This window comes from Streptomyces sp. NPDC044061, from assembly GCF_056434305.1.
In genome coordinates, this window is sequence record NZ_JBWKFL010000010.1 from 196648 (window position 1) to 217302 (window position 20655).

Here is a 20655-nt window from a genome sequence, read left to right on the forward strand (position 1 = left end):
CAAGCTGAGTGGGACCGGGGTTTGCCGGCGTCGCCGGGCGGAATGCCACGACCGCGGCAGGGGCGGTCAAGGAGCCGGTGGCCGTGCCGCCGGGTGCGGGCGGCACGGCCGTCAGGAGCAGCCGTCGGATCGCACGCAGGCCGATCGGCCGGGCTCTCAGGACAGCGGGACGCCGGCGATCGCGATGCGCTCCATCACACGTCGCCGGGGGTAGTAGTCGTTGACGGCGTAGTGCTGGACGGCGATGTTGTCCCAGACGGCGATCGAGTCCGGCTGCCAGCGGAAGCGCACCTGGAGCTCGGGGACGCGCGCCTGCAGGCCCAGCTCGTGGAGCAGTTCCCGGCTCTCGTCCTCGGGCAGTCCGACGATGCGGGTGGTGAACGGCTCGTTGACGTAGAGGGTCTTGCGTCCGGTGTGCGGGTGCCGCACGACCACCGGGTGCTCGACCCGGGGCAGGGACCGGCGCAGCGCCGCGATCTGCTCGGAGGTCATGAACGCGCCCCAGCTGGGCTCCCAGTCGTGCACGGCGCTGAGGCCGTCGATGCGCTCCTTCATCTCGTCCGCGAGGTTGTCGTACGCGGCCCCCATGTCGGCCCACATGGTGTCTCCGCCGGACGGCGGGACCTCGACCGAGCGGAGCACCGAGCCCATGGCCGGAGCGGCCATGAACGAGTGGTCGCTGTGCCAGATGTTCTCCTGGCCGACGGCGTCGGCGTCCTTGGCCAGCCGTGAGACGCCGACGGTGTCGCCCTTGGGGAAGAACGGGTTCGGCTCCGGCTCCCCCCACACCGCGGCCAGGGCCAGGTGGGCGTCGGCGTCGAAGTCGTGCTGATCGCGGAAGAAGATCACCTTCCATTCGAGCAGCGCCTGCCGCAGTTCCTCCGCGAGCTCCTCGCCGATCGGCCGGGACAGGTCCACGCCGTCGATTTCCGCCCCGATGTGCGGCGTCATCGGCGCGATCCGCAGCAGCCGGTACTCGGCGGGTGCCTGACCGGGCGCGGTCCGCTCCAGCACACGGCGGCCGGAGTGGAACAGCGGCTTCTCGAGCAGGGGGTTCTTCTCGGCCCCGGTGGTCTCCATGCGGTCCTCCACGGTCGCATCCAGAAAATCGTTACGGGAAGTATCGATATCGAGGTGGAGGGGCGCAAGAGCTCTTTCCCAACTCTTGCTGTCACGCCGCATGGTATCGATACTCCACGTAACGATTTCTCGCCGCGTTGATCGGTCGCGTGCTCGGCGCGGCCTGTCCGCCGGCATCCCCACCCTGTGTTGCACATCGCCCACGCCTGCCCGAGAGCAGCTACCTCCGCGGGAGCCCCCGTGCCCGACACCGAACTCACCCCGGTCACACCGGCCGACCCCGCCACGACGTGCCGTGGCCACCGACGGCAGGCCTGGACCGTCACCGGGTTGCTGGTGGTCTTCATGATGGTCAACTTCGCCGACAAGTCCGTCCTCGGACTCGCGGCCGATCCCGTCCGCCGCGACCTGGGCCTGTCGGCGACCGGCTTCGGACTGGCCAACAGCGCGTTCTTCCTGCTCTTCTCGATCTGCGGCGCCATGGGCGGACTGCTGGCCGACCGGGTGCGGCCGCGGTGGCTGCTGCTGGGCATGGCGCTGCTGTGGTCGATCGCCCAGATGCCGATGGCGCTCGGCGGAGGACTCGTCGCGCTGGTCGCCTCGCGGATCGTGCTGGGTGCCGCGGAGGGGCCCGCCTTCCCGGTGGCCCAGCACAGCGCCCTGTCGTGGTTCCCGGACCGCCGGCGCAATCTCCCCGGCGCCCTGATCAACGTGGGCATCGCCCTGGGCGTGGTGCTCGCCGCCCCGGGGCTGACCTGGGTGATCCAGCACCACGGCTGGCGTTCCGCCTTCACCGCCGTCGCCGTCGCCGGTGTGGTGTGGTCGGCCGCGTGGGCGATGCTCGGCAAGGACCGCAGACCGGAAGGCGGCGATCACGGCGCGGCTCCCGGCTCCGACGGCGGCGACGAGGAGTGCCGGGCCGCCGTCTCCTACCGTCGCATCCTGGGCACCAGGACCTGGATCGGCGCCACGGTCGGATACTTCAGCACCTACTGGATGATCGCCCTGTCACTGGTGTGGGTGCCCTCCTACCTGCACGACGGCCTGGGCTACTCCACCACGGCCGCCGCCGGTCTGGTCGCCGCGATCTGGGCCGTCAGCGGCATCACGCTGCTGGGGCAGGCGGGACTGACCGGATGGCTGCTGCGGCGCGGCCTGAACAGCCGGTGGGCCCGCGCCCGCGTCGGCGGCATCGCCCTGCTGGTCTCCGCGCTCGGCTGTGGCCTCCTCTCGCAGGGCGCGCGTGGACCTCTCACCGTGCTGCTCCTGCTCGTCGGCTTCGGCCTGTGCGGGGCGATGTCGACGGTCGCCGTGACCACGGTCGCCGAGTTCGTCCCGGCCCGCCGACGCGGCGGCGCCCTCGGCCTGATGAACGCCGTGGTCACCACGGGCGGACTGATCGCCCCCGCCCTGACGGGCTACCTGGTCGACACCCAGGGAAGGGCCGGCTACCGGCACGCCGTTCTGCTCGCGGCCGTCCTGCTGCTGGTGGGCGGCGCGGCCTCCGTCGCGCTGATCGACCCGGCCCGCGACGCGCGGCGCCTGGCCCCCTGACGCTAGCTCCGGACTGCGGCGCCGCACCGTTGACTCCGCACGACGGGCGGAAGGACCGGCAACGGCGCCCGGCAGTCGGCGGGCGCGGTACGCGCGGGCCCGGCGGCCCTCACGTTCCCGGGTGACCGACCGCCCGGACGAGGAGGTCCACCACGTCGTCCACGAACCGCGCGTTGGGCAGTTCGCGTTCCGCCAGCAGGCGGTACACCAGTGGCGCCGCCACGAGCGTCGCGGCCGACCGGATGTCGACATCGGCCCTCACCTCGCCCCGGGCGATGCCCCGTTGGAGGATGCGACGGGTCTCGCCCATCATCCGTTCCGTGTAGTCCGCGTACTCCCCCAGGGGAGCGCCCCCCTCGGCGGCCGACGCCATCAGCTCCGTCAGCAGCCGCGCCGTACCGGGCCGCCGGTACGCCGCCAGCCGTGCCGTCAGCACCTCGCGCAGCTCGGCGCGGACGTCGCCCAGGTCCGGCACCGACAGCGGGCCGATACGAGTCTCCGCCGCCGCGATGATCAAGGCCTGCTTGGAGGGCCAGCGCCGGTAGATCGCGGGCTTGCTCACCCCGGCACGCGCAGCCACGGCGTCCATCGTCACCGCTTTCACGCCCTGCTCGGTCACCAACTCGATCACCGCTTCGAGGGTGTCGTCCGTGACCCGCTCCTGCCGCGGCCGCCCCGGCCCGCGTTCGGCCTTCTGTGTCTGTGCGCCGACCATGCTCAGAGGATACGAGGGCTTCGCTTCCAGGACGCGCAGTGCCGTGGATCCGGCCTCCGGACCGCGCCGGCCGCGTGCGCCGGAACGCTTTCGCCCTGCTCACGGTCGTACCTCGGGCGGGAAAAATCCTCGGCACAGCCATTGACGCAACGCCCGGAGGATGCAAAGTATTCACTTCTGCATGCACTTTAGTGTGCACTCTCCGGACTCTCTTCCCTCAGGAGCGGCCATGTCGCTAGCCCAGGAAGTCTCCCCCTCCCCGCTGCGGACAAGATCCACCGACGACCCCGCCGTGGTGGCCGAACAGCGCGCCGACGACTACAGCAACCACCTGGTCCCACTGACCGCCCGCGTCGGGCGCTGGCAGCTGACGATGTCGTTCTGGTCGCTGCTCAGCGCGATGGTGTGGCTGTTCTACGGCGCTCTCGCGGCCAGCCTGTACGGCACCGTCGACGCGCTGATCGCCATCGGTATCTCGGTGGTGACCTACTCACTGATCAATGCCCTGTTCACCGGCTGGAGCCGGCGCAGCGGCCTGAACAGCACCCTGCTCTCGCGGCGGATGTTCGGGGTGCTGGGCGCCTCGCTCACCGCCCTGCTCATCGCGGCCAACACCACCTACTACGCGGTCTTCGAGAGCAGCACGCTCGCGGTCGCGTTCGACCACTACACGCCGGGCTGGGACATCCGTGTCTGGTACGTGATCATCGTGGTCGCCATGCTGCCGCTGATGTTCGGCGGCGTGCAGACCTGGATGGCGCGGCTGAACGGCATCCTGCTGCCGCTCTACGTCGTGGGCATCGTCGCGGCGGTCGTGGTCGCCGCCGTGCGCTTCTCGGGAGGCTCGGACTGGCTCTCCTTCGGCGGGGTCGTCCCGCCGGAGGCCCGGGCCCTGCCCGGCTGGCTGCTGGGCGCGATCCTCTACATGGGCATCTACCTGTGCATGCCGGTCACCGTGGACTTCGCACGGTTCGCCAAGGTCGAGGACGAGGGTTTCCACCGCAAGGTCACCTTCGGCTGGGTCTTCTACGTCTGGCTGTTCGCGGCGAACGGCGCGGCCGGCATCTTCCTGGTCCGCGCGGCGATCCCCGACCAGCCCACCGCCGAGACCGGCGTGGTGCAGGCGATCATCGCCAGTCTCGGCGTCGTCGGGCTGATCCTGATCGTGGTCTCACAGGCCAGGATCAACAGCATCAACTACTACCTGTCGTCCGCGAACTGGGGGCGGCTGATCAAGGACCTGACCGGCGTGCGGCTCAGCCGCACCCTGCTGGTCGCCGCCACCTCCGGCGTGGTGTTCCTGCTGATGCTGACCGACGTCTTCAGCTACCTTCAGTCCGCGCTGACCTGGCAGGGCGTGTTCCTGGTCAGCTGGGTCGGCATCGCCCTCACGCACTACGTACTGGTGCCGGAGGACCGTGCGGCCGGGCCGGAGTTCCGCGCGCTGCGCCTGCCCCGGGTCACCTGGGGGCTCGGCGCCTGGGTACTCGCCTCGGCCGTCGGCATCTGGCTCGCGGAGGCGCCGGGTGTGCCTGCGGCGCTCGCCGGAGCGGCGCCGCTGGTCGCGCTGGTGGTCAGCTCGGTCCTGTACGCGGTCGTCGTGAAGGTGCGCCCGGTGGTCGCCACACACGCCGCGGACCCGCGCGCCGAGGTGACGGACCCGGCCGCCACCTGGGCCGAGTGCCACCGCTGCGAGAAGGCGTACGTGGTCCTGGAAATGGACCGCGAGGCGGCGGCGGGCGCCCCGGCGGTCTGCGACGGCTGCGCCACGGCGAGCCTCCTGCCCGGACGTTCCTGATCCCTCCGACCGCTCGTCGGACCACCTCGCCCGCTCCCCGGGCCGGCACGGACCGGCAGAACCCCGCAGAACCTCACAGAAGAGGCAGCACATGGCTTTCGACAACCTTTTCCGCACCGGCGCGATAGGGGACCTGACCCTGCGCAACCGCGTCGTGAAGTCACCCAACACCACGGCCACCTGCAACCCGGACGGCACCGTCAGCCCGCGCACCGTGAACCACTACCGGCGGCTCGGTGAGGGTGGCCCCGGCCTGGTGATGGTCGAGTACACCTACGTCGACGACGACGCCAGCAAGTCCATCCACGGTCAGCCTGGGGCGAGCCGCCAGGACCACGTTCCCGGCCTCGGATGGCTCGCCGACGAGGTCCGTTCCACCGGTGCGGCGATCGGCCTGCAGCTGGTGCACGCCGGACGCCAGCGCTTCCTGGGCACCAGTCCGATGAAGTCGGCGTCGTCCTCCTCCTGGGACGTGGCCGCGATGCAGTTCGGCGTCGTGCCCGCCCCGATGACCGTCGACGAGATCGCCGGGGTGGTGCGCAGCTTCGGCGAGGCGGCGGCGCGCGCCCACATGGCGCGGTTCGACCTGGTGGAGATCCACGCCGGTCACGGCTACATGATCACCAACTTCCTGTCCCCGCACACCAACGACCGCACCGACGACTACGGCGGCTCTTTCGAGAACCGCGCGCGGATCCTGCTGGAGATCGTCGACAGCGTCCGCGCGCACGTGCCGCGCGACTTCCCGCTGAGCGTGCGGCTCTCGGTGACCGACTACGAGCCGGACGGCATCGTGCTCGAGGAGACCGTCGAGCTGTGCCGACTGCTGGAACGGCATGGAGTGGACGTCATCCACGCCTCCGGCGGACACCACGCGCTGCAGCAGTGGGAGGTCAGCTCCTGGTACATGCCGCGCCAGCCGCACCGCTGGGGCTGGGAGAAGATCAAGTCCGCGGTGTCCATCCCGGTGATCGCCTCGGGCTCGCTGATCACGCCCGGGATCGCCGACGAGATCCTCGGGTCCTCCAGCGCCGACTTCGTCTCCCTCGGCCGCGCCTTTCTGGCCGACCCGGACTGGACGAACAAGGCCCGCGAGGGACGGCAGTTGGAGATCGTGCCCTGCATCCGCTGCAACGACGGCTGTCTGGAGCGCGGGCTCGACCAGAAGCGCAGTGTGGGCTGCACGGTCAATCCCGAGGTGGCGGAGGAGGGACGGTTCCCCCTCGGCACCGCACCGGCGCGCAAGCGCGTGGCCGTCGCCGGGGGCGGACCGGCCGGGTTGCGCGCCGCCGCGGCCCTGCACGACCGCGGGCACACGGTCGTCCTCTTCGAGCCGGGTGAGCTGGGCGGGGCGCTGAACCACGCCGTCGGATCCGGCGTCAAGCAGGATCTCGCCGGACTGCGGGACCATCTGGTGCACGAGGTGACCCGGCGCGGCATCGAGGTCCGACCGGTGGCCGCGGACGCCGCCTCGGTCGCCGAAGGGTTCGACGAGGTCGTGGTCGCGACCGGGGCACCGCAGCGCTCCTTCGGCGGCCCGGTCGCCGCGGCGGCGCTGGTGCTGGGCCCCGGTGACATCTCGGACCGGCGCGAGGACCTGGCGGGACGGCGCGTCGTGGTGGTCGGCGGCGGCTTCCAGGGCTGCGAGTCGGCCCTGCGGCTCGCCGAACTGCCCGGCACCACCGTCGTCGTCCTGGAGAGCGGCGAGCGGCTGATGCGGGGCGACGAGGTCAAGTACGACGTGCTGGTGCTGCCGAGCCGGCTCGCCGAGGTGGGCGTCGAGGTGCGGACCGGCTGCGAGGTCGTCGAGGTCGAGGACAAGGGTGTCCGCGTGCGCCTCGCGGACGGTGCCGAGGAGGCCGTCGAGGCCGACGCGGTGGTGCTCGCCCTCGGGCGGGAGCCGTCGGCCGCCACCCTGGCGGCCGAGGCCGGCGCGGCGGGGGTGCCCGTCACGACCATCGGCTCGGCCAAGGCGCCGGGCCGGGTGTACGACGCCCTGCACACGGCGTACTTCGCGTCCCGCCTGATCTGATCGGCCTCTGTGCAGCGGCCGGCCTTCCGGCGGCCGCCCCGGCCCCGTCGAACCGGGCCGGGGCGGGGCCGCGGCCTGCCGTGCACGGGCCCGCCACCGCGGCGAAAATGACCGAATACGCGGAATTCCGCGCAAGGTCTTGTCGCACACAAAAGTGCATGCAAAAGTGTGTTCAACCCACCCCGGAGGAGTGTGACGGATGGACTCGACACTGTCTCGGGTCTTGGCGGACACCGCGCTCTACGCGGAAGTCCTCGACTGGATCCACACCGAAGCCGAACTTCTGGACGACCTCCGCGAGCGCGAGTGGCTCGAGACCATGGTCAGCCGCGACGTCACGTACGCCGTGCCGCTGCGGCAGACCGTGGAACGGGCCCGCGGGCGCGGCTTCGCGGAGGACACCTACCACCTGCTGGAGACCTACGGCTCGCTCAGCAGCCGCGTCGCCCGCAACGAGACCCAGTACGCCTGGGCGGAGGACCCGCCCTCCCGCATCCGGCACTTCGTGACCAACGTCCGGGTCCGCGCGACCGAGGACCCCGACACCGCCCAGGTGCGCAGCAACCTGCTGCTGCACCGCACCCGCCAGGACCAGAGCGTGCCCCAGCTGCTCTCCGGCGAGCGCGTCGACCTGCTGCGCCGCGAGGCCGGCCGGCTGATGCTGCTGCGCCGCGACGTCCTGCTCGACCTGACCGTGATCCGCACGCACAACCTGGCGATCTTCTTCTGAGCGAGGCACACACCATGACGAGCCACACCGACACCGGCCGGCTGCTGGACGCGGTCGCCGAGGGCGCCGACCGGGGCAGCATCCCGGCGACGATCTTCGGCAACCCGGACCTCTACCGGCAGGAACTGCGCAACGTCTTCGGGCGCTGCTGGGTGTTCCTCGCCCACGAGTCCGAGATCCCCGCCAAGGGCGACTACGTCCTGCGGAAGATCGGCGAGGACAACTTCATCGTCGTCCGCGACGAAGAGGGCGGCGTCAACGTCCTGTTCGACGCCTGCCGGCACCGCGGTGTCCAGGTGTGCCGCTCGGACTCCGGGAACACCTCCCACTTCCGCTGCCCGTACCACGGCTGGACCTACAACACCAAGGGCAACCTGGTCGGCGCCCCGCTGTGGCGCAACGCCTTCGGCGGCATGTCGAAGGAGGGCAACGGCCTGGTGAGCGCCGCCAAGGTCGAGTCGTACCAGGGGCTGGTGTTCGCCACCCTGGACACCACGGCGCCCCCGCTGAAGGAGTACCTGGGCGGCATGGCCTGGTACCTCGACCTGCTCTTCGGGCTCAACGAGCACGGCATGGAGGTGCTCGGCCCGCCGCAGCGGTTCGTGATCGACGCCAACTGGAAGTCCGGCGCGGACAACTTCTCCGGCGACGACTACCACCTGGGCACCCTGCACCGCTCGGTGTGGGAGATCGGTGCCTTCCCGGTCCCGTTCCGGGAGAACATGATGGGCTATCACATCCAGGCGTCGCCGGGGCACTCGCTGTCCTTCTCGATGGCCCCGGACGAGAACGAGCCGGGCCCGAAGTTCTTCGGCTTCCCCGACGAACTGGTGAAGACCTTCGACACCAGCCGGATCAGCGCAGAGCAGCTGTCGGTCGCCCGCCGGTCCCGGGTCATGGTCGCCAACGTCTTCCCCAACTTCTCGCTGCTGGCCCTGCCCATGACCGAGGACGGCGCCAACCACCCGCCGGTGGGCATCCTCACCCTGCGCGTCTGGCAGCCGCACGGCCCCGGCCAGGTCGAGGTGTGGAACTGGTTCGCCGCCTACAAGAACCTCTCCCCGGAGCAGAAGGACCGCGCCTACCGCGCCGGTCTCGGCACCTTCTCCATGGGCGGCGCGTTCGAGGTGGACGACACCGAGCCGTGGATCACCGTCGGCCGCACCGGCCGCTCCACCGCCGCCGAACTCCTCGACTTCCAGCTCAACTACGAGATGGGCAAGCCCGGCATCGGCATCTCCGAGCCGGTCGAGAGCTGGCCCGGCCCCGGCCGCGTCCAGTGGACCCGCTACGAGGAGGGCGTCCAGCGCAACCTGTACGCCTTCTACGCCGACATGATGCGCGCCGCCCCCGGCGCCTGGCCCGACCTGGTCTTCCCCGAGGCCCAGGGCGGCGCCCCGCAGAAGCCGAAGGACAGCCATGAGCAGCAGGCTTGACGGGCAGGTCGCCCTGGTCACCGGAGCGGCCGGCGGGCTCGGCTCGGCCGTCGTCCGGCGCTACCTCGCCGAGGGTGCCCGGGTGGTCGCCGCCGACCTGCGGCCCGGCCCGCTGGAGGAACTCGCCGACCGGCTCGGCCGCCCCGCCGCCCTGGCCACGGTCGCGGGTGACGCCGCCGACTGGAAGACCTCCGTGGACATGGTGGACACCGCCCACCGCCACTTCGGGCCGGTCGACGTCTACACCTCGTGCGTGGGCGTGTACGACCACAACGTGCGCCTGGTGGACCTGCCGGGCGAGCGGCTGGGCGAGGCGCTCCAGGAGTGCTGGCGCATCAACGTCGGCTCGATCCTGGTCAACCTCCGCGCGGCACTGGACGATCTGATCGCCACCCGTGGCCGGGTCGTGCTCACCGGGTCGTACGCCTCCTACGCGGCCGCCGGGGGCGGGGTGCTCTACACCTCCTCCAAGCACGCCGTCCTGGGCGTGGTCAAGCAGCTCGCCCACGAACTCGCCCCCAAGGTACGGGTGAACGCGGTCGCCCCGGGCGTCCTGCCCACCGTGATGACCGGCATCGGCGCGCTCGGGCAGGGAACGCGCGACGCGGTCCTGCCCGGCACCGAGGACGCGCTGCCGCTGCACCGCGTCCCCACCGGCGACGACCTGGCCGGGCTGTACGTCACCCTCGCCTCGGCGGCCGACACCGCGGCCGTGACCGGCTCCGTGCTGGTGGCCGACTCCGGGTTGCTCGCCCGCGGCCTGGCCGCACCGGCGGGAGGTGACGACCTGTGAGCACGCCCGCTTCCGTGAAGGATCTGTACGCGGCACGCGGCCTCGGCGGCCGGCTCACCCCCGGAAGCCGGCCGGTCGTCCTGGTCGTCGATCTGATCAACGGGTTCACCGACCCCGACTGCCCGCCCGGCAGCGACCTGGACGCCGTCGTCACCGCCACCCGCACGCTGCTCGACCGGGCCCGGGCCGCCGGCACGCCGGTGGTGTTCACCACCATCGCGTTCGCCGCCGACGGCGTCGAGGGTTCGCTGTGGCTGCGCAAGATGCCGGCCATGAAGGTCCTGACCGAGGGCAGCCGGTGGGTCGAGGTGGACGAGCGGCTCGCCCGGACCGCGGCCGAGCCCCTCGTGGTCAAGCGCGCCGCGTCCGCCTTCGCGGGCACCGGACTGGCCGCCCTGCTGACGGCCCTCGGCGCCGACAGCCTGATCGTCACCGGGGCCACCACCTCGGGGTGCGTCCGAGCCACCGCCGTCGACGCGTGTGCGGCCGGCTACCCGGCCTTCGTCGTCGCCGACTGCGTGGGCGACCGCGCCGCGGCACCGCACGAGGCGAGCCTGTTCGACATCGACGCCAAGTACGGGGACGTCCTCGGCCTCGCGGACGCGTCGGCCCTGTTGCCCGATCCGTCGCCCCGGAGGGCGGTGTCGTGACCGCAGCCCCCGCACGGCCGAGCACCGTCGCCGCACCGAGCGCCGCCCACCCGGCGATCACCCCCCGGCTGGTCGTCCCCGGCAGCACGGACTCCTCGCTGGGTCTGGCCGCCGAACGCGACCTCGGCACCTACCTCCCCGGCCCGTACGGCACCGACCCCGCCGAGTTCCTCGACACCCTCGAGGCCGCCGGGCTGCGCGGTCGGGGCGGCGCCGCCTTCCCCGCCCACGTCAAGTGGCGCGGCGTGGCCGCCGGCCAGGGCCCCCGGGTGGTGGTCGCCAACGGCGAGGAGGGGGAACCCGCCTCCGCCAAGGACCGCTGGCTGCTCACCCACCGCCCGCACCTCGTCCTGGACGGGCTGCTGCTGGCCGCCCGCACCGTCGGCGCCGACCGTTCCGTCGTCTACCTCTCGCACCCGGAGACGGTTCGGGCCGTCCGCGCGGCGCTGGACGAGCTCACGGCGGACGGCGACGACCGCGCCGCCGGGGTGGAGATCCACACGGTGGAGCCCACCTACGTCGCCGGTGAGGAGAGCGCGGTGTGCCGCTCCCTCAGCGGCGGACCGGCGCTGCCCACCGCCAAGCCCCCGCGCCCGCACGAGAGCGGCGTCGACGGCCGGCCCACGCTGGTCAGCAACGTCGAGACGCTGGCACAGGCCGCCTGGATCGCCCGGTACGGCGCCGACGCCTACCGCGCCGAGGGCACAGACGCCTCGCCGGGCACCACCCTGGTCACCCTGGGCGGCGCCTGCGGCCGGCCCGGCGTGTACGAGGTGCCGCTCGGCAGGACCGTCCGGCAGCTGTTCGACGAGGTCGGCGGCGGCCTCGCCGACGGGGTGCACGGGGTGCTGATGGGCGGCTGGTTCGGCGGCATGCTGCGCCGCGACCGCCTCGCCACCGCCTGCTGCCACGACGCCCTGCGCGCGCTGGGCAGCGGCCTGGGCTGCGGAGCGATCACCGCGCTCGGCGCGGACGACACACCGCTGCGCGTCGCCGCCGAACTGTCCGCCTGGTACGCCCGCGAGTCCGCCGCGCAGTGCGGCGTCTGCCTCAACGGCACCAAGGCGATCCGGGACACCTTCGCCCGCCTCGCCGACGGCGCCGGCATCGCGGACGACCGCGACCGCCTCGCCCGCTGGGGACAGACCCTGCCCCGCCGCGGCGCGTGCGCCTTCCTCGACGGCGCCGCCACCCTGGCCCGCTCCGCCGTCGCCGAATACCCCGAGGCCTTCCCGGCCTCGTCCTGACGACAAGTGAGGATCCATCAGATGAAAGCCGCAGTCGACGCGACCAAGTGCAACGCCTACGGGACCTGCGCGGAGATCTGCCCGTCGGTCTTCCAGCTCGACGAGTGGGGCTACGCCGCCGTCGTGGGCGACGGAACCGTCCCCGACGACGCCCTGGAGTCCGCCCGCGCCGCGCTGGCCGACTGCCCCGAGAAGGCCATCACCCTGACCGACGACTGACGCAGAGCCACTGCGCCGAACACCGGCACCACCCAGGAGGGAACACCCATGGATCTCGGCCTCACCGGCCATGTCGCCGCCGTCACCGCCGCCAGCCGCGGCATCGGCGCCGCGGTCGCCCGCCGGTTCGCCGCCGAGGGAGCGACGGCGGTGGCCGCCTCCCGCACCGCCCCGTCCGTCCCGCAGACCGCCCCCGGCCGTGTCCTGCCCGTGAAGCTGGACCTGGCCGACGCGGACGCGACGGCCAGGTTCGTCCCCGACGTCGTCGCGGAGCACGGCCGGCTCGACGTGCTGGTCGTCAACACCGCAGGACCGCGTCTCGGCCCGTTCCTCGACACCACCGACGAGGACTGGACGGCCGGCTACGACCTGCTGCTGCGCCCCGCCGTGCAGCTCGCCCGGGCCGGCGCCCGGCACATGGCGAAGCAGGGCAACGGCTGCATCGTCTTCCTCACCTCCACCTGGGTGCGCCAGCCGGCCCCCGGCGGAGTGCTCTCCGCCGCGTTCCGCTCCGCGATCGCCGCCATGGCCAAGCAGCTCGCCGCCGAGGTCGCCCCCACCGGGGTGCGCGTCGTCCAGGTGATGCCGGGCGCCACGGGCACCGACCGGATGCGCGACATCGTCGCCGCCAAGTCCGCGGCCCACGGCACCACCGAGGACGAGGAGGTCCGCAAGGTCGTCCAGGACATCCCGCTCGGACGCTGGGGCGCCGCGGAGGAGATCGCCGACGCGGTCGCCTTCCTGGCCTCGCCGCGCTCCTCGTTCACCACCGGAGCCTCGCTGGCCGTCGACGGCGGAGCCATCCGCTCACTGCCGTAGCCGCTCCGTGGAGCACCCGCCATCCCATCCAAGATTCCGAAAGGCAGCACCCATCATGCCCCGCACCCTGCGCGAACTCTTCGTCGAACAGCTCCGTCTGTGCCACGTCGCCGCCGGCCAGCAGGTGGCCGTCATCGCCGAGCTCGGCCAGAAGACCGAGTACGTCGAGGCCGCCGTCGCCGCCGCCCGCGACCTCGGCGCCTCCGCCCTCGTGCTGACGGCCTCCAGCCTCTCCAACCCCATGCTCCCGCCGTACGAGGCCGACGGCCGGGAGGTGCCCGCCCTGCTCGCGGCCGCTGCCGAGTGCGACATGGTCGTCGACGTGACCGTCGGCGGGCTGATCCACTCCGACGTCCGCACCCGCATCACGGGCAACGGCAAGCGGATGCTGTTCGTCGCCGAGCCCGCCGACGTGCTGGAGCGGCTGATGGGCGACGCCGGCCTGCGCGCGACCGTCGAGGCAGGCGGCGACAAGCTCCGGGCCGGCTCCACCCTGCACGTCACGAGTGCCGCGGGCACCGATCTGACGGCCGACATCAGCGGCGGCGACCTGCCCATCACCCACCAGTGGGGCTACGTCGACCAGGAGCACCGCTGGGACCACTGGCCGAGCGGCTTCGTCGCCTGCTTCCCGCACGACCGCACCGCCGAGGGACGCATCGTCCTGCAGCCCGGCGACGCGCTCATCCCCTGGCAGCGCTACGTCCGCGACGAGGTCGCCATCACCGTGGAGAAGGGTTTCATCACCGAGGTCGAGGGCTCCGGCGCCGACGCCCACCTGCTGCGGGACTACTTCGAGGCGTGGGACGACACCGAGGTCTACGCCGTCTCCCACATGGGCTGGGGCCTGCTCCCCGCCGCACGCTGGTCGGCCTTCGACGTGTACGACCCGCGCAGCCTCTACGGCCAGGAACTGCGCTCCACCGCGGGCAACTTCATGTGGTCCACCGGTCCCAACCGCTTCGCCGACCGCGAGACCCCGGCGCATCTGGACATCCCGATGCGCGGCTGCACCGTCCGTATCGACGGTGAGGCCGTGGTCACCGACGGCCGGCTCGTCTGAACCCCCAGGACTCCTCTCTTCCACAGCCAAAGGAGGCACCGTGGACCGCACCACTCTGGAGCAGGCGATCCTCACGCTCGCCCGGGACCAGGAACTGCTCAGCTCCTTCCGCGCCGACGCGGTGCCGGTCGGCGCCGGCCTCGGCCTCGACGCCGAGTGGTCCGGCGTCATCGCCTCGGGCGACCGCGACCGGCTCCGCTCCGCGGGACTGCCCGACGGAATCACCATCCTGGTCAGCCGCTGGTTCGCCGACGACCTGAGCGACTCGACGAGCACGGGAGCGTTCCACGTCGACACCGACTCGCCGCTGCCCGTCCCCGACGTCCCGGCCAACCTGGTCTTCGCCGGCGGCGCCTCGCACGTCCCCGACCTGCTGGCCAGACCGGAGATCGATCCGCCGGAGGCGGTCGCGAGGCTCACGGCGGGTTACGAGCGGCTGCGCAAGGACCTCGCGGCGGCCGACCCGGACATCCTGCTGATCACCGCCGACTGCCACTTCCAGTCCTTCCGCACCGGCGCGTACGTGATCGGCACCGGCGAGTCGTACTCCGGCTCCATGGAGTTCTTCAAGCGCCCCGACCTCGACCTGACCGTCACCGGCGCGCCGCACTTCGCCCGGGCGATGGCGAACGCCGTCCGCGCCGAGGGCCTGGAGGTCGAGGAGTGCCCCGACTTCCCCCTCGACCACGGCCAGATCGTGCCGCTGCGGCTGCTGCTGCCACGCCCGGACCTGCCGGTGGTCCCGATCGTCACCCAGCCCGGCCGTTCCTTCTCGCCGTTCGGCGCCCGCGTGTTCGGCGAGGTGCTGCGCGACGTCGTGGCCTCGCGTGGGCTGCGGGTGGCCGTGCTGGCCACCGGCGGCCTCTCGCACTGGCTGGACCCGGGCAAGTTCGGCAAGGCCGACGTGGAGTTCGACACCTACCTGCTGCGGATGCTCCAGGCCGGCCGCGGCACCGACATCGCCAACCTCGAGCCGTACGCCCTGCTCGACCACGGCCAGTACGAGTTCCCCAACTGGCTCATCATGCTGGGCATGATCGGGCCGGGCGTGCGCGGCGAGGTGTACGCCTACGAGCCGATGGAGGCGTCCGGGGGCGGCTGGGCGGTCGTCGGCATGACGCTTCCGGAGCGGAGCGCCCGCGATGAGTGACCGACGTACGCTGCGGGTCGGCCTGACCCAGTGGCACGCCACCCGCGATCCCGCGCGCAACACAGCGCACGCCCGCACGGCCGTCGCCCGGGCGGCGGCCGACGGCGCCGACCTGGTGCTGCTCCCGGAGAACGGGCTGATGCTCGGCACCAGCGGCGAGATGCGCGAGCGCGCGTTCACCGTCGACTCCGCGGAGATCGTGGAGCTGCGCGAGGCAGCGCGGGAAACCGGTACCGTCGTGGTGCTCGGCGGCATGAAGCACCGCAGGTCGGACCGGGTCACCAACTCCGCGCTGGTCATCGACGGGGACGGAGCGGTGCTCGGCTCGTATGACAAGATTCACCTGTTCGACGCGAGGGTCGACGGGCGCTCCTTCGAGGCGTCCGGTGTGGAACGGGCCGGCTCCGAGCCGCTGCTGCTGGAGGTGAACGGCGTCACGGTGGGCATCACCATCTGCTATGACGTGCGCTTCCCCGAGCTGTACCGCTCCCTCGCCCGCGCCGGCGCCGAGGTCCTGCTCGTCCCCGCCGCCTTCACCCGCACCACCGGCCGCGCCCACTGGGAAGTGCTGCTGCGCTCCCGCGCGATCGAGAACGGCGCCTTCGTCGTGGCGTCCGCCACCGTCCACGGCGAGCCCCCCGGCGGCGACGCCTTCGAGACGTACGGTCACGCCATGGCCGTTGCTCCCTGGGGCGAGATCATCGCCGACCTGGGAGAGGCACCCTTCGCCCACCGCGTCGTCGATATCGACCTCGGCGAGGTGGCGAAGGCCAGGGCGGCGCTGCCGGTCCTGGAGCAGATCCGCGCCGACGTCTACGCTCGCACCCCCGCCCGACTGAGCGCCGGCGCCGCCCGCCGAACCGAGCCGAACCAGGAGCCCGCGAGATGAGTGACCGACAAGACGACGGCATCGTCCGTCACGGCGACTGGATCGGCATCGGCAACGAGTTCACCGGCGTCCGGCTCCGGAAGGTGTTCACCCCCCAGGGCGAGCGGCTGGAGATCGAGGTTCCCAAGCGGGGCTACCGCATCCTGCTGGACGCCATGCAGCTGGAGATCGTGGCCGCCCAGGACCCCGAGCGGTTCAGCGAGCTGTTCGCCGTCCAGTTCGGCTCCGACGAGGAGGACGGCAACTGATGGCCAGGTCAGGACGCACCGTCGAGGAGATCTACGTCGAGCTGCGCGACCGCATCGTCGACGGTACCTACGCACCGGGCATCAGGCTGTCCCAACAGGCCGTGGCCGACGAGCTCAACGTCAGCCGCACCCCGTTGCGCGAGGCCCTCCATCGCCTGGAGGCCGACGGGCTCGTCGTCGCCGAGGCCAATCGCGGCATGACGGTCAGCCCCGCCCATCACGAGCAGGCCGAGCAGTCGTACGCGGCGCGGCTGCTGATGGAACCCCCGCTGGTCGCGGCCCTGGTCAAGGAGATCACGGAGCACGACATCAAGGCCATGGCCGAGGCCTTGGAGGAGATGGAGCGGCTGGCCGAGCGAACCCGGGACTTCCAGAAGGCCCACCTGCAGTTCCATGCCATCCTGCTGCACCGCTACCCGCCGCTGCTCGCGGAGATCACGAACCAGCAGTACTCGCGGATCTTCCGCCACCAGCGGCTGTACATGTCCCGACCCGCCGTGCCGGGGCACTTCACCCACGTCGACCGCCAGTTCCTGGAGGCCGTCCGCGCCCACGAAGGCGAGCGTGCCCGCCAGTTGCTCGAACTCCACCTGATCGACGCGGCCCTCGGCATGGCGCTGGACATAGACCCGGACTACCGGTTCGACTCCCTCCTCACGGCCGCCAGGGGCCTCGGCCTGCGGCTGGCCCACGAACCCGACGGCAGCGTCACCCGGCCCGTGCGCCTCGAGTGGGTGCGACCGGGCGCGGTCGCCATGCCCTACGCCCGCACCGACAACGTCGAGCACCAACCCGCCGGCTGACCCCGCGCACGCCCGTTCCTCCAGGCCACGCCGACCCGCCCGTCGCGCCGCGGCCCGATCAGGCGTGCCCGCACCACTGCTTCTTCCCCCTCGAAAGGGCACCCCATGAACACCAGCCACCGCATAGGCATGATCGTCCCGAGCTCCAACACGACCATGGAGACGGAGATTCCCGCCATGCTGCAGGCTCGCGAGAAGATCCGCCCGGAGCGCTTCACCTTCCACTCAGCCCGGATGCGCATGCAGCAGGTCACACCCGATGAGCTGGCCGCGATGGACGCCGCCTCCGACCGCTGCGCCGTCGAGCTCGCCGACGCCGATGTCGACGTCATGGCGTACGCGTGCCTCGTCGCCATCATGGCGCAGGGCGCCGGTTACCACCGCCGCAGCGAGGAACGCCTGAGCGCGGCGGCGGCCGCCGCGGTGGGCGACCGCAAGGCGCCCGCGGTGCTCTCGTCGGCCGGCGCGCTCGCCGAGGCGCTGCAGCATCTGGGAGCGAAGCGCATCTCCGTCATCACGCCCTACATGAAGCCGCTGACCAGCATGGTCTGCGACTACCTCGAGGCCGAGGGTCTGCAGGTGCACGACACGCTGAGTCTGGAGGTACCGGACAACCTGGAGGTGGGCCGGCTGGACCCGGCCCGGCTCCCCGAGCTGGCCCGAACGGTGGACACCAAGGGCGCCGACGCCCTGGTCCTCAGCGCCTGCGTGCAGATGCCGTCGCTGCCCGCCCTGCAGACCGTCCAGGACGCCTTCGACATCCCGGTGGTGACCGCGTCCGCCGCCACCGTCTGGCGTACGCTGCGCGCCCTCGACCTCGAGCCGGTGGTCCCCGGCGCCGGTGCGCTGCTGGCGGGCTGAGACCCGCCGAAAGGGTGATGCAGTGCCGTGGTCTGCGCGGATGACGCGTCGGCACCGGCACTCCACTTGGCCGTAGCGCCGTGGGCGGGTCACGTCCCGGTGCGGGTACCCCTGTCAGGCAAGCATCCTTGATGCAGGAGTTGCCATGACGGAGCACGGGACCACGCCCCAAGGTCCGCTCACCGAGCCTTTCGGTGCGGCGGGAGTCGTCACGGCCACTACCGATGAGCACGGCACGGTGACCGGGTGGAGCGAGGGTGCCCGGCTGCTGCTGGGCTACGGGCCCGAGGATGTCGTGGGGCGGCCGGCTGCCGAGCTGCTGGCCGAGGACGTCCGGACTGCCGGAGAGCCCCTGGCCGGACGGCTGAGCTGGCGCGGGCAGGTGGCGCTGCGGCACCGGGACGGCCACCACGTGTCGGGGGAGCTGCTCGCCCATCGCCGGGTGGGCCGCAACGGGGGCGACTGGCTCCTGGTGTGGGGCGCGGCCCGGAGACCGCCCCCGCCCGGCGACGGCATCGCGGTGGAGTGGTGCTTCGATCAGTCGCCGTGCATTCTGGCGATCTTCGATACGGATCTGCGGTACGTGCGGACCAACGCGGACGAGGAGCGCGCGGTCGGCCTCACCGGTGATCAGCTGCGCGGGCTGCGCATGACGGAGGCGGTACCGCACCCGGAGTGCGAGAGGATCGAACGCGCCATGCGCCGCGCGCTGGAGACCGGTGAGCGGCAGTACCTGGAGGTCTACCTGCGCGTCCCGGGCGAGAGCCGGGCGCATGCCTGGGCGATCCATCTCGCCCCGCTGTACGACCCGGACGGTGGCACGAGCGGGGTGTGCTTCGCGGCGCAGGACACCACCGAGCAGTACGAGGCGCGGCAGCGGCTGCTGCTCCTCAACGAGGCCGGCAGACGCATCGGCACCAGCCTGGAGATGACCGTCACGGCGCAGCAGCTGGCCGACCTGGCCGTTCCGCGGCTCGCGGACTTTGCCTGCGTCGATCTGCTGGCCCGCCTCGACGACGGCGAAGAACCGCCCGCCGGCCCGGTGACCAGCCCGGTCGCCATGCGGCGTGCCGCCCAGCGGTCCGTCTTTCGTGGCGCGCCCGAGTCCGCGGTCGAAGTGGGCGAGACGGTCACCTCCCCCGCGTCCTCCCCGGCCGCCGAGTGGTTGGCGGCGGACGCGCCGGCCCTGTACCGGACGACCGATCCCACTCTCGCCCGATGGGCGGAACAGGAACCGGCACGGGCCGCCCGGCTCCGCGCCGTGGGGACCCATTCGATGATGGTGGTCCCGCTGCGGGCCCGCGGCGCCGGCCTCGGTTTCGCCGTCTTCGTCCGCCATCGGCACCCGGAGCCCTTCGGAGCGGACGACCTGCTGCTGGCGGAGGAGCTCACCGCCCGAACGGCCGTCTGCGTCGACAACGCCCGTCGTTACACCCGCGAGCGCACGACCGCCGTGACCCTCCAGCGCAGCCTGTTGCCCCAGAGGCTGGCGGAGCAGACGGCGCTCGAGGTGGCCTCCCGCTATCTGCCCGCCGGCACCGGGGCCGGAGTGGGCGGCGACTGGTTCGACGTCATCCCGCTCTCCGGCGCCCGGGTGGCGCTGGCCATCGGCGATGTCGTGGGCCGCGGCATCCAGGCCTCCGCCACCATGGGCCGGCTGCGCACGGCGGTGCGCACCCTCGCCGACATCGATCTTCCGCCCGACGAACTGCTCACCCACCTGGACGACGTCGTCATCCGCCTGAACAAGGAAGCCCGCGCCGACTCCGACGCCCAGCCCGGCTGGGACATCGGCGCCACCTGCCTCTACGCCATCTACGACCCGGTCTCCCGTCGCTGCTGCCTGGCCCGCGCAGGGCACAACCCGCCGGTGGTGTACGGCCCCGACGGCACCGTGCGCCTTCTCGACGTCCCCGCCGGCCCGCCGCTCGGCATGGGCGGGCTGCCCTTCGAAACGGCCGAGGTCGAACTGCCCGAAGGCAGCGTTCTGGCCCTCTACACCGACGGGCTGATCGCAGGGCGCGACGGTGAAGCCGCACATGAGCTGGACGCGTTGCGCCACGCCCTCGCCCAGCACACCGGGTCTCTCCAGGCTTCCTGCGACGCCGTTCTCGACGTCATGGTTCCCCGCGGCGACGACGACATCGCGTTGCTCCTGGCCCGCACCCGGGTGCTGCCGGCCGATCGGGTCGCCACCTGGGACATCCCGCCTGAGCCCACGGCCGTCGCCCGGGCCCGCGCGAACACCCTCGCCCAGCTGAGCGCGTGGGGGCTGGAGGAAGCCGCGTTCGTCACCGAGCTGGTGGTCAGCGAGCTGGTCACCAACGCGATCCGCTACGGCCGGCCGCCCGTCCGCCTGCGGCTGATCCACGACCGCAGCCTCATCTGCGAGGTCTGCGACGCCAGCAGCACCTCACCGCACCTTCGCCGCGCCCGGCCCACCGACGAGGGCGGCCGCGGCCTGCTGCTGGTTGCCCAGCTCACCCAGCGCTGGGGAACCCGGTACACCCGGCTGGGCAAGATCATCTGGGCGGAACAGGACCTTCCCGTCCGCCCGTGAGAGCGCTT

At 72.2% G+C, this 20655-nt stretch carries 19 protein-coding genes; 17 read left to right on the forward strand and 2 right to left on the reverse strand.

The window, feature by feature from the left end:
• Positions 1-156: 156 nt before the first annotated feature.
• The gene (locus AC07CM_RS18470) at positions 157-1080 is read right to left on the reverse strand and encodes a TauD/TfdA dioxygenase family protein (protein WP_478877449.1); all 924 of its coding nucleotides are present in this window, start codon (positions 1078-1080) and stop codon (positions 157-159) included.
• Positions 1081-1320: 240 nt separating this feature from the next.
• Between AC07CM_RS18470 and AC07CM_RS18475 the strand changes: the two genes are divergently transcribed.
• Positions 1321-2634 (forward strand): MFS transporter, encoded by a 1314-nt coding sequence (locus AC07CM_RS18475; protein WP_478877450.1) that lies wholly within the window; start codon positions 1321-1323, stop codon positions 2632-2634.
• Positions 2635-2743: 109 nt separating this feature from the next.
• Here AC07CM_RS18475 and AC07CM_RS18480 read toward each other — a convergent pair whose 3' ends face one another.
• On the reverse strand, positions 2744-3349 hold the full coding sequence (locus tag AC07CM_RS18480; RefSeq protein WP_478877451.1) for a TetR/AcrR family transcriptional regulator: 606 nt from the start codon (positions 3347-3349) through the stop codon (positions 2744-2746).
• Positions 3350-3578: 229 nt separating this feature from the next.
• Between AC07CM_RS18480 and AC07CM_RS18485 the strand changes: the two genes are divergently transcribed.
• The 16 genes from AC07CM_RS18485 to AC07CM_RS18560 all read left to right on the forward strand — a co-directional run bounded on the left by AC07CM_RS18485 (position 3579) and on the right by AC07CM_RS18560 (position 20647).
• Positions 3579-5147: a purine-cytosine permease family protein gene (locus tag AC07CM_RS18485; RefSeq protein WP_478877452.1), complete on the forward strand. Its 1569-nt coding sequence runs from the start codon at positions 3579-3581 to the stop codon at positions 5145-5147.
• Between the two features lie 91 nt (positions 5148-5238).
• On the forward strand, positions 5239-7179 hold the full coding sequence (locus AC07CM_RS18490; RefSeq protein WP_478877453.1) for an oxidoreductase: 1941 nt from the start codon (positions 5239-5241) through the stop codon (positions 7177-7179).
• A 199-nt stretch (positions 7180-7378) separates the two neighbouring features.
• On the forward strand, positions 7379-7909 hold the full coding sequence (locus AC07CM_RS18495; protein ID WP_478877454.1) for a 3-phenylpropionate/cinnamic acid dioxygenase subunit beta: 531 nt from the start codon (positions 7379-7381) through the stop codon (positions 7907-7909).
• Positions 7910-7923: 14 nt separating this feature from the next.
• Positions 7924-9345 carry an aromatic ring-hydroxylating oxygenase subunit alpha gene (locus tag AC07CM_RS18500; protein ID WP_478877455.1) on the forward strand — a complete coding sequence of 474 codons (1422 nt, stop codon included), beginning with the start codon at positions 7924-7926 and terminating at the stop codon, positions 9343-9345.
• Positions 9329-10138 carry an SDR family oxidoreductase gene (locus AC07CM_RS18505; RefSeq protein WP_478877456.1) on the forward strand — a complete coding sequence of 270 codons (810 nt, stop codon included), beginning with the start codon at positions 9329-9331 and terminating at the stop codon, positions 10136-10138. Before AC07CM_RS18500 ends, AC07CM_RS18505 begins: the two co-directional genes overlap by 17 nt.
• Positions 10135-10788, forward strand: a complete 654-nt coding sequence (locus AC07CM_RS18510) for an isochorismatase family protein (RefSeq protein WP_478877457.1) — start codon at positions 10135-10137, stop codon at positions 10786-10788. Before AC07CM_RS18505 ends, AC07CM_RS18510 begins: the two co-directional genes overlap by 4 nt.
• Positions 10785-12035 carry an NADH-ubiquinone oxidoreductase-F iron-sulfur binding region domain-containing protein gene (locus AC07CM_RS18515; RefSeq protein ID WP_478877458.1) on the forward strand — a complete coding sequence of 417 codons (1251 nt, stop codon included), beginning with the start codon at positions 10785-10787 and terminating at the stop codon, positions 12033-12035. Before AC07CM_RS18510 ends, AC07CM_RS18515 begins: the two co-directional genes overlap by 4 nt.
• Before the next feature lie 21 nt (positions 12036-12056).
• Positions 12057-12254: a ferredoxin gene (locus AC07CM_RS18520; protein ID WP_478877459.1), complete on the forward strand. Its 198-nt coding sequence runs from the start codon at positions 12057-12059 to the stop codon at positions 12252-12254.
• 48 nt (positions 12255-12302) lie between these two features.
• Entirely contained in the window at positions 12303-13073 is a 771-nt protein-coding gene (locus AC07CM_RS18525) for an SDR family oxidoreductase (RefSeq protein ID WP_478877460.1), read from the forward strand.
• Positions 13074-13128: 55 nt separating this feature from the next.
• A complete protein-coding gene (locus AC07CM_RS18530) occupies positions 13129-14136 on the forward strand; it encodes a 2,5-dihydroxypyridine 5,6-dioxygenase NicX family protein (protein ID WP_478877461.1) in 1008 nt (335 codons plus the stop codon).
• A 40-nt stretch (positions 14137-14176) separates the two neighbouring features.
• A complete protein-coding gene (locus tag AC07CM_RS18535; RefSeq protein WP_478877462.1) occupies positions 14177-15286 on the forward strand; it encodes a DODA-type extradiol aromatic ring-opening family dioxygenase in 1110 nt (369 codons plus the stop codon).
• A complete protein-coding gene (locus AC07CM_RS18540; RefSeq protein ID WP_478877463.1) occupies positions 15279-16175 on the forward strand; it encodes a nitrilase-related carbon-nitrogen hydrolase in 897 nt (298 codons plus the stop codon). The genes AC07CM_RS18535 and AC07CM_RS18540 overlap by 8 nt, the downstream gene beginning before the upstream one ends.
• Positions 16172-16423, forward strand: coding sequence for a hypothetical protein (locus tag AC07CM_RS18545; protein WP_153536541.1), 252 nt, complete (start codon positions 16172-16174; stop codon positions 16421-16423). The genes AC07CM_RS18540 and AC07CM_RS18545 overlap by 4 nt, the downstream gene beginning before the upstream one ends.
• Entirely contained in the window at positions 16423-17226 is an 804-nt protein-coding gene (locus tag AC07CM_RS18550; RefSeq protein ID WP_478877464.1) for a GntR family transcriptional regulator, read from the forward strand. The genes AC07CM_RS18545 and AC07CM_RS18550 overlap by 1 nt, the downstream gene beginning before the upstream one ends.
• Positions 17227-17331: 105 nt before the next feature.
• Complete coding sequence (locus AC07CM_RS18555) at positions 17332-18087, forward strand: maleate cis-trans isomerase family protein (RefSeq protein ID WP_478877465.1); 756 nt, start codon at positions 17332-17334, stop codon at positions 18085-18087.
• 145 nt (positions 18088-18232) lie between these two features.
• The gene (locus AC07CM_RS18560; protein ID WP_478877466.1) at positions 18233-20647 is read left to right on the forward strand and encodes a SpoIIE family protein phosphatase; all 2415 of its coding nucleotides are present in this window, start codon (positions 18233-18235) and stop codon (positions 20645-20647) included.
• Positions 20648-20655 lie beyond the last annotated feature (8 nt).

What these genes read in the sequence shown, in the direction of transcription:
- AC07CM_RS18470 (WP_478877449.1), bottom strand. Translation starts at nt 1,080, where the DNA reads ATGGAGACCACCGGGGCCGAGAAGAACCCCCTGCTCGAGAAGCCGCTG.
- AC07CM_RS18495 (WP_478877454.1), top strand. Translation starts at nt 7,379, where the DNA reads ATGGACTCGACACTGTCTCGGGTCTTGGCGGACACCGCGCTCTACGCG.
- AC07CM_RS18480 (WP_478877451.1), bottom strand. Translation starts at nt 3,349, where the DNA reads ATGGTCGGCGCACAGACACAGAAGGCCGAACGCGGGCCGGGGCGGCCG.
- AC07CM_RS18560 (WP_478877466.1), top strand. Translation starts at nt 18,233, where the DNA reads ATGACGGAGCACGGGACCACGCCCCAAGGTCCGCTCACCGAGCCTTTC.
- AC07CM_RS18545 (WP_153536541.1), top strand. Translation starts at nt 16,172, where the DNA reads ATGAGTGACCGACAAGACGACGGCATCGTCCGTCACGGCGACTGGATC.
- AC07CM_RS18550 (WP_478877464.1), top strand. Translation starts at nt 16,423, where the DNA reads ATGGCCAGGTCAGGACGCACCGTCGAGGAGATCTACGTCGAGCTGCGC.
- AC07CM_RS18530 (WP_478877461.1), top strand. Translation starts at nt 13,129, where the DNA reads ATGCCCCGCACCCTGCGCGAACTCTTCGTCGAACAGCTCCGTCTGTGC.
- AC07CM_RS18500 (WP_478877455.1), top strand. Translation starts at nt 7,924, where the DNA reads ATGACGAGCCACACCGACACCGGCCGGCTGCTGGACGCGGTCGCCGAG.
- AC07CM_RS18540 (WP_478877463.1), top strand. Translation starts at nt 15,279, where the DNA reads ATGAGTGACCGACGTACGCTGCGGGTCGGCCTGACCCAGTGGCACGCC.
- AC07CM_RS18520 (WP_478877459.1), top strand. Translation starts at nt 12,057, where the DNA reads ATGAAAGCCGCAGTCGACGCGACCAAGTGCAACGCCTACGGGACCTGC.
- AC07CM_RS18490 (WP_478877453.1), top strand. Translation starts at nt 5,239, where the DNA reads ATGGCTTTCGACAACCTTTTCCGCACCGGCGCGATAGGGGACCTGACC.
- AC07CM_RS18525 (WP_478877460.1), top strand. Translation starts at nt 12,303, where the DNA reads ATGGATCTCGGCCTCACCGGCCATGTCGCCGCCGTCACCGCCGCCAGC.
- AC07CM_RS18555 (WP_478877465.1), top strand. Translation starts at nt 17,332, where the DNA reads ATGAACACCAGCCACCGCATAGGCATGATCGTCCCGAGCTCCAACACG.
- AC07CM_RS18485 (WP_478877452.1), top strand. Translation starts at nt 3,579, where the DNA reads ATGTCGCTAGCCCAGGAAGTCTCCCCCTCCCCGCTGCGGACAAGATCC.
- AC07CM_RS18505 (WP_478877456.1), top strand. Translation starts at nt 9,329, where the DNA reads ATGAGCAGCAGGCTTGACGGGCAGGTCGCCCTGGTCACCGGAGCGGCC.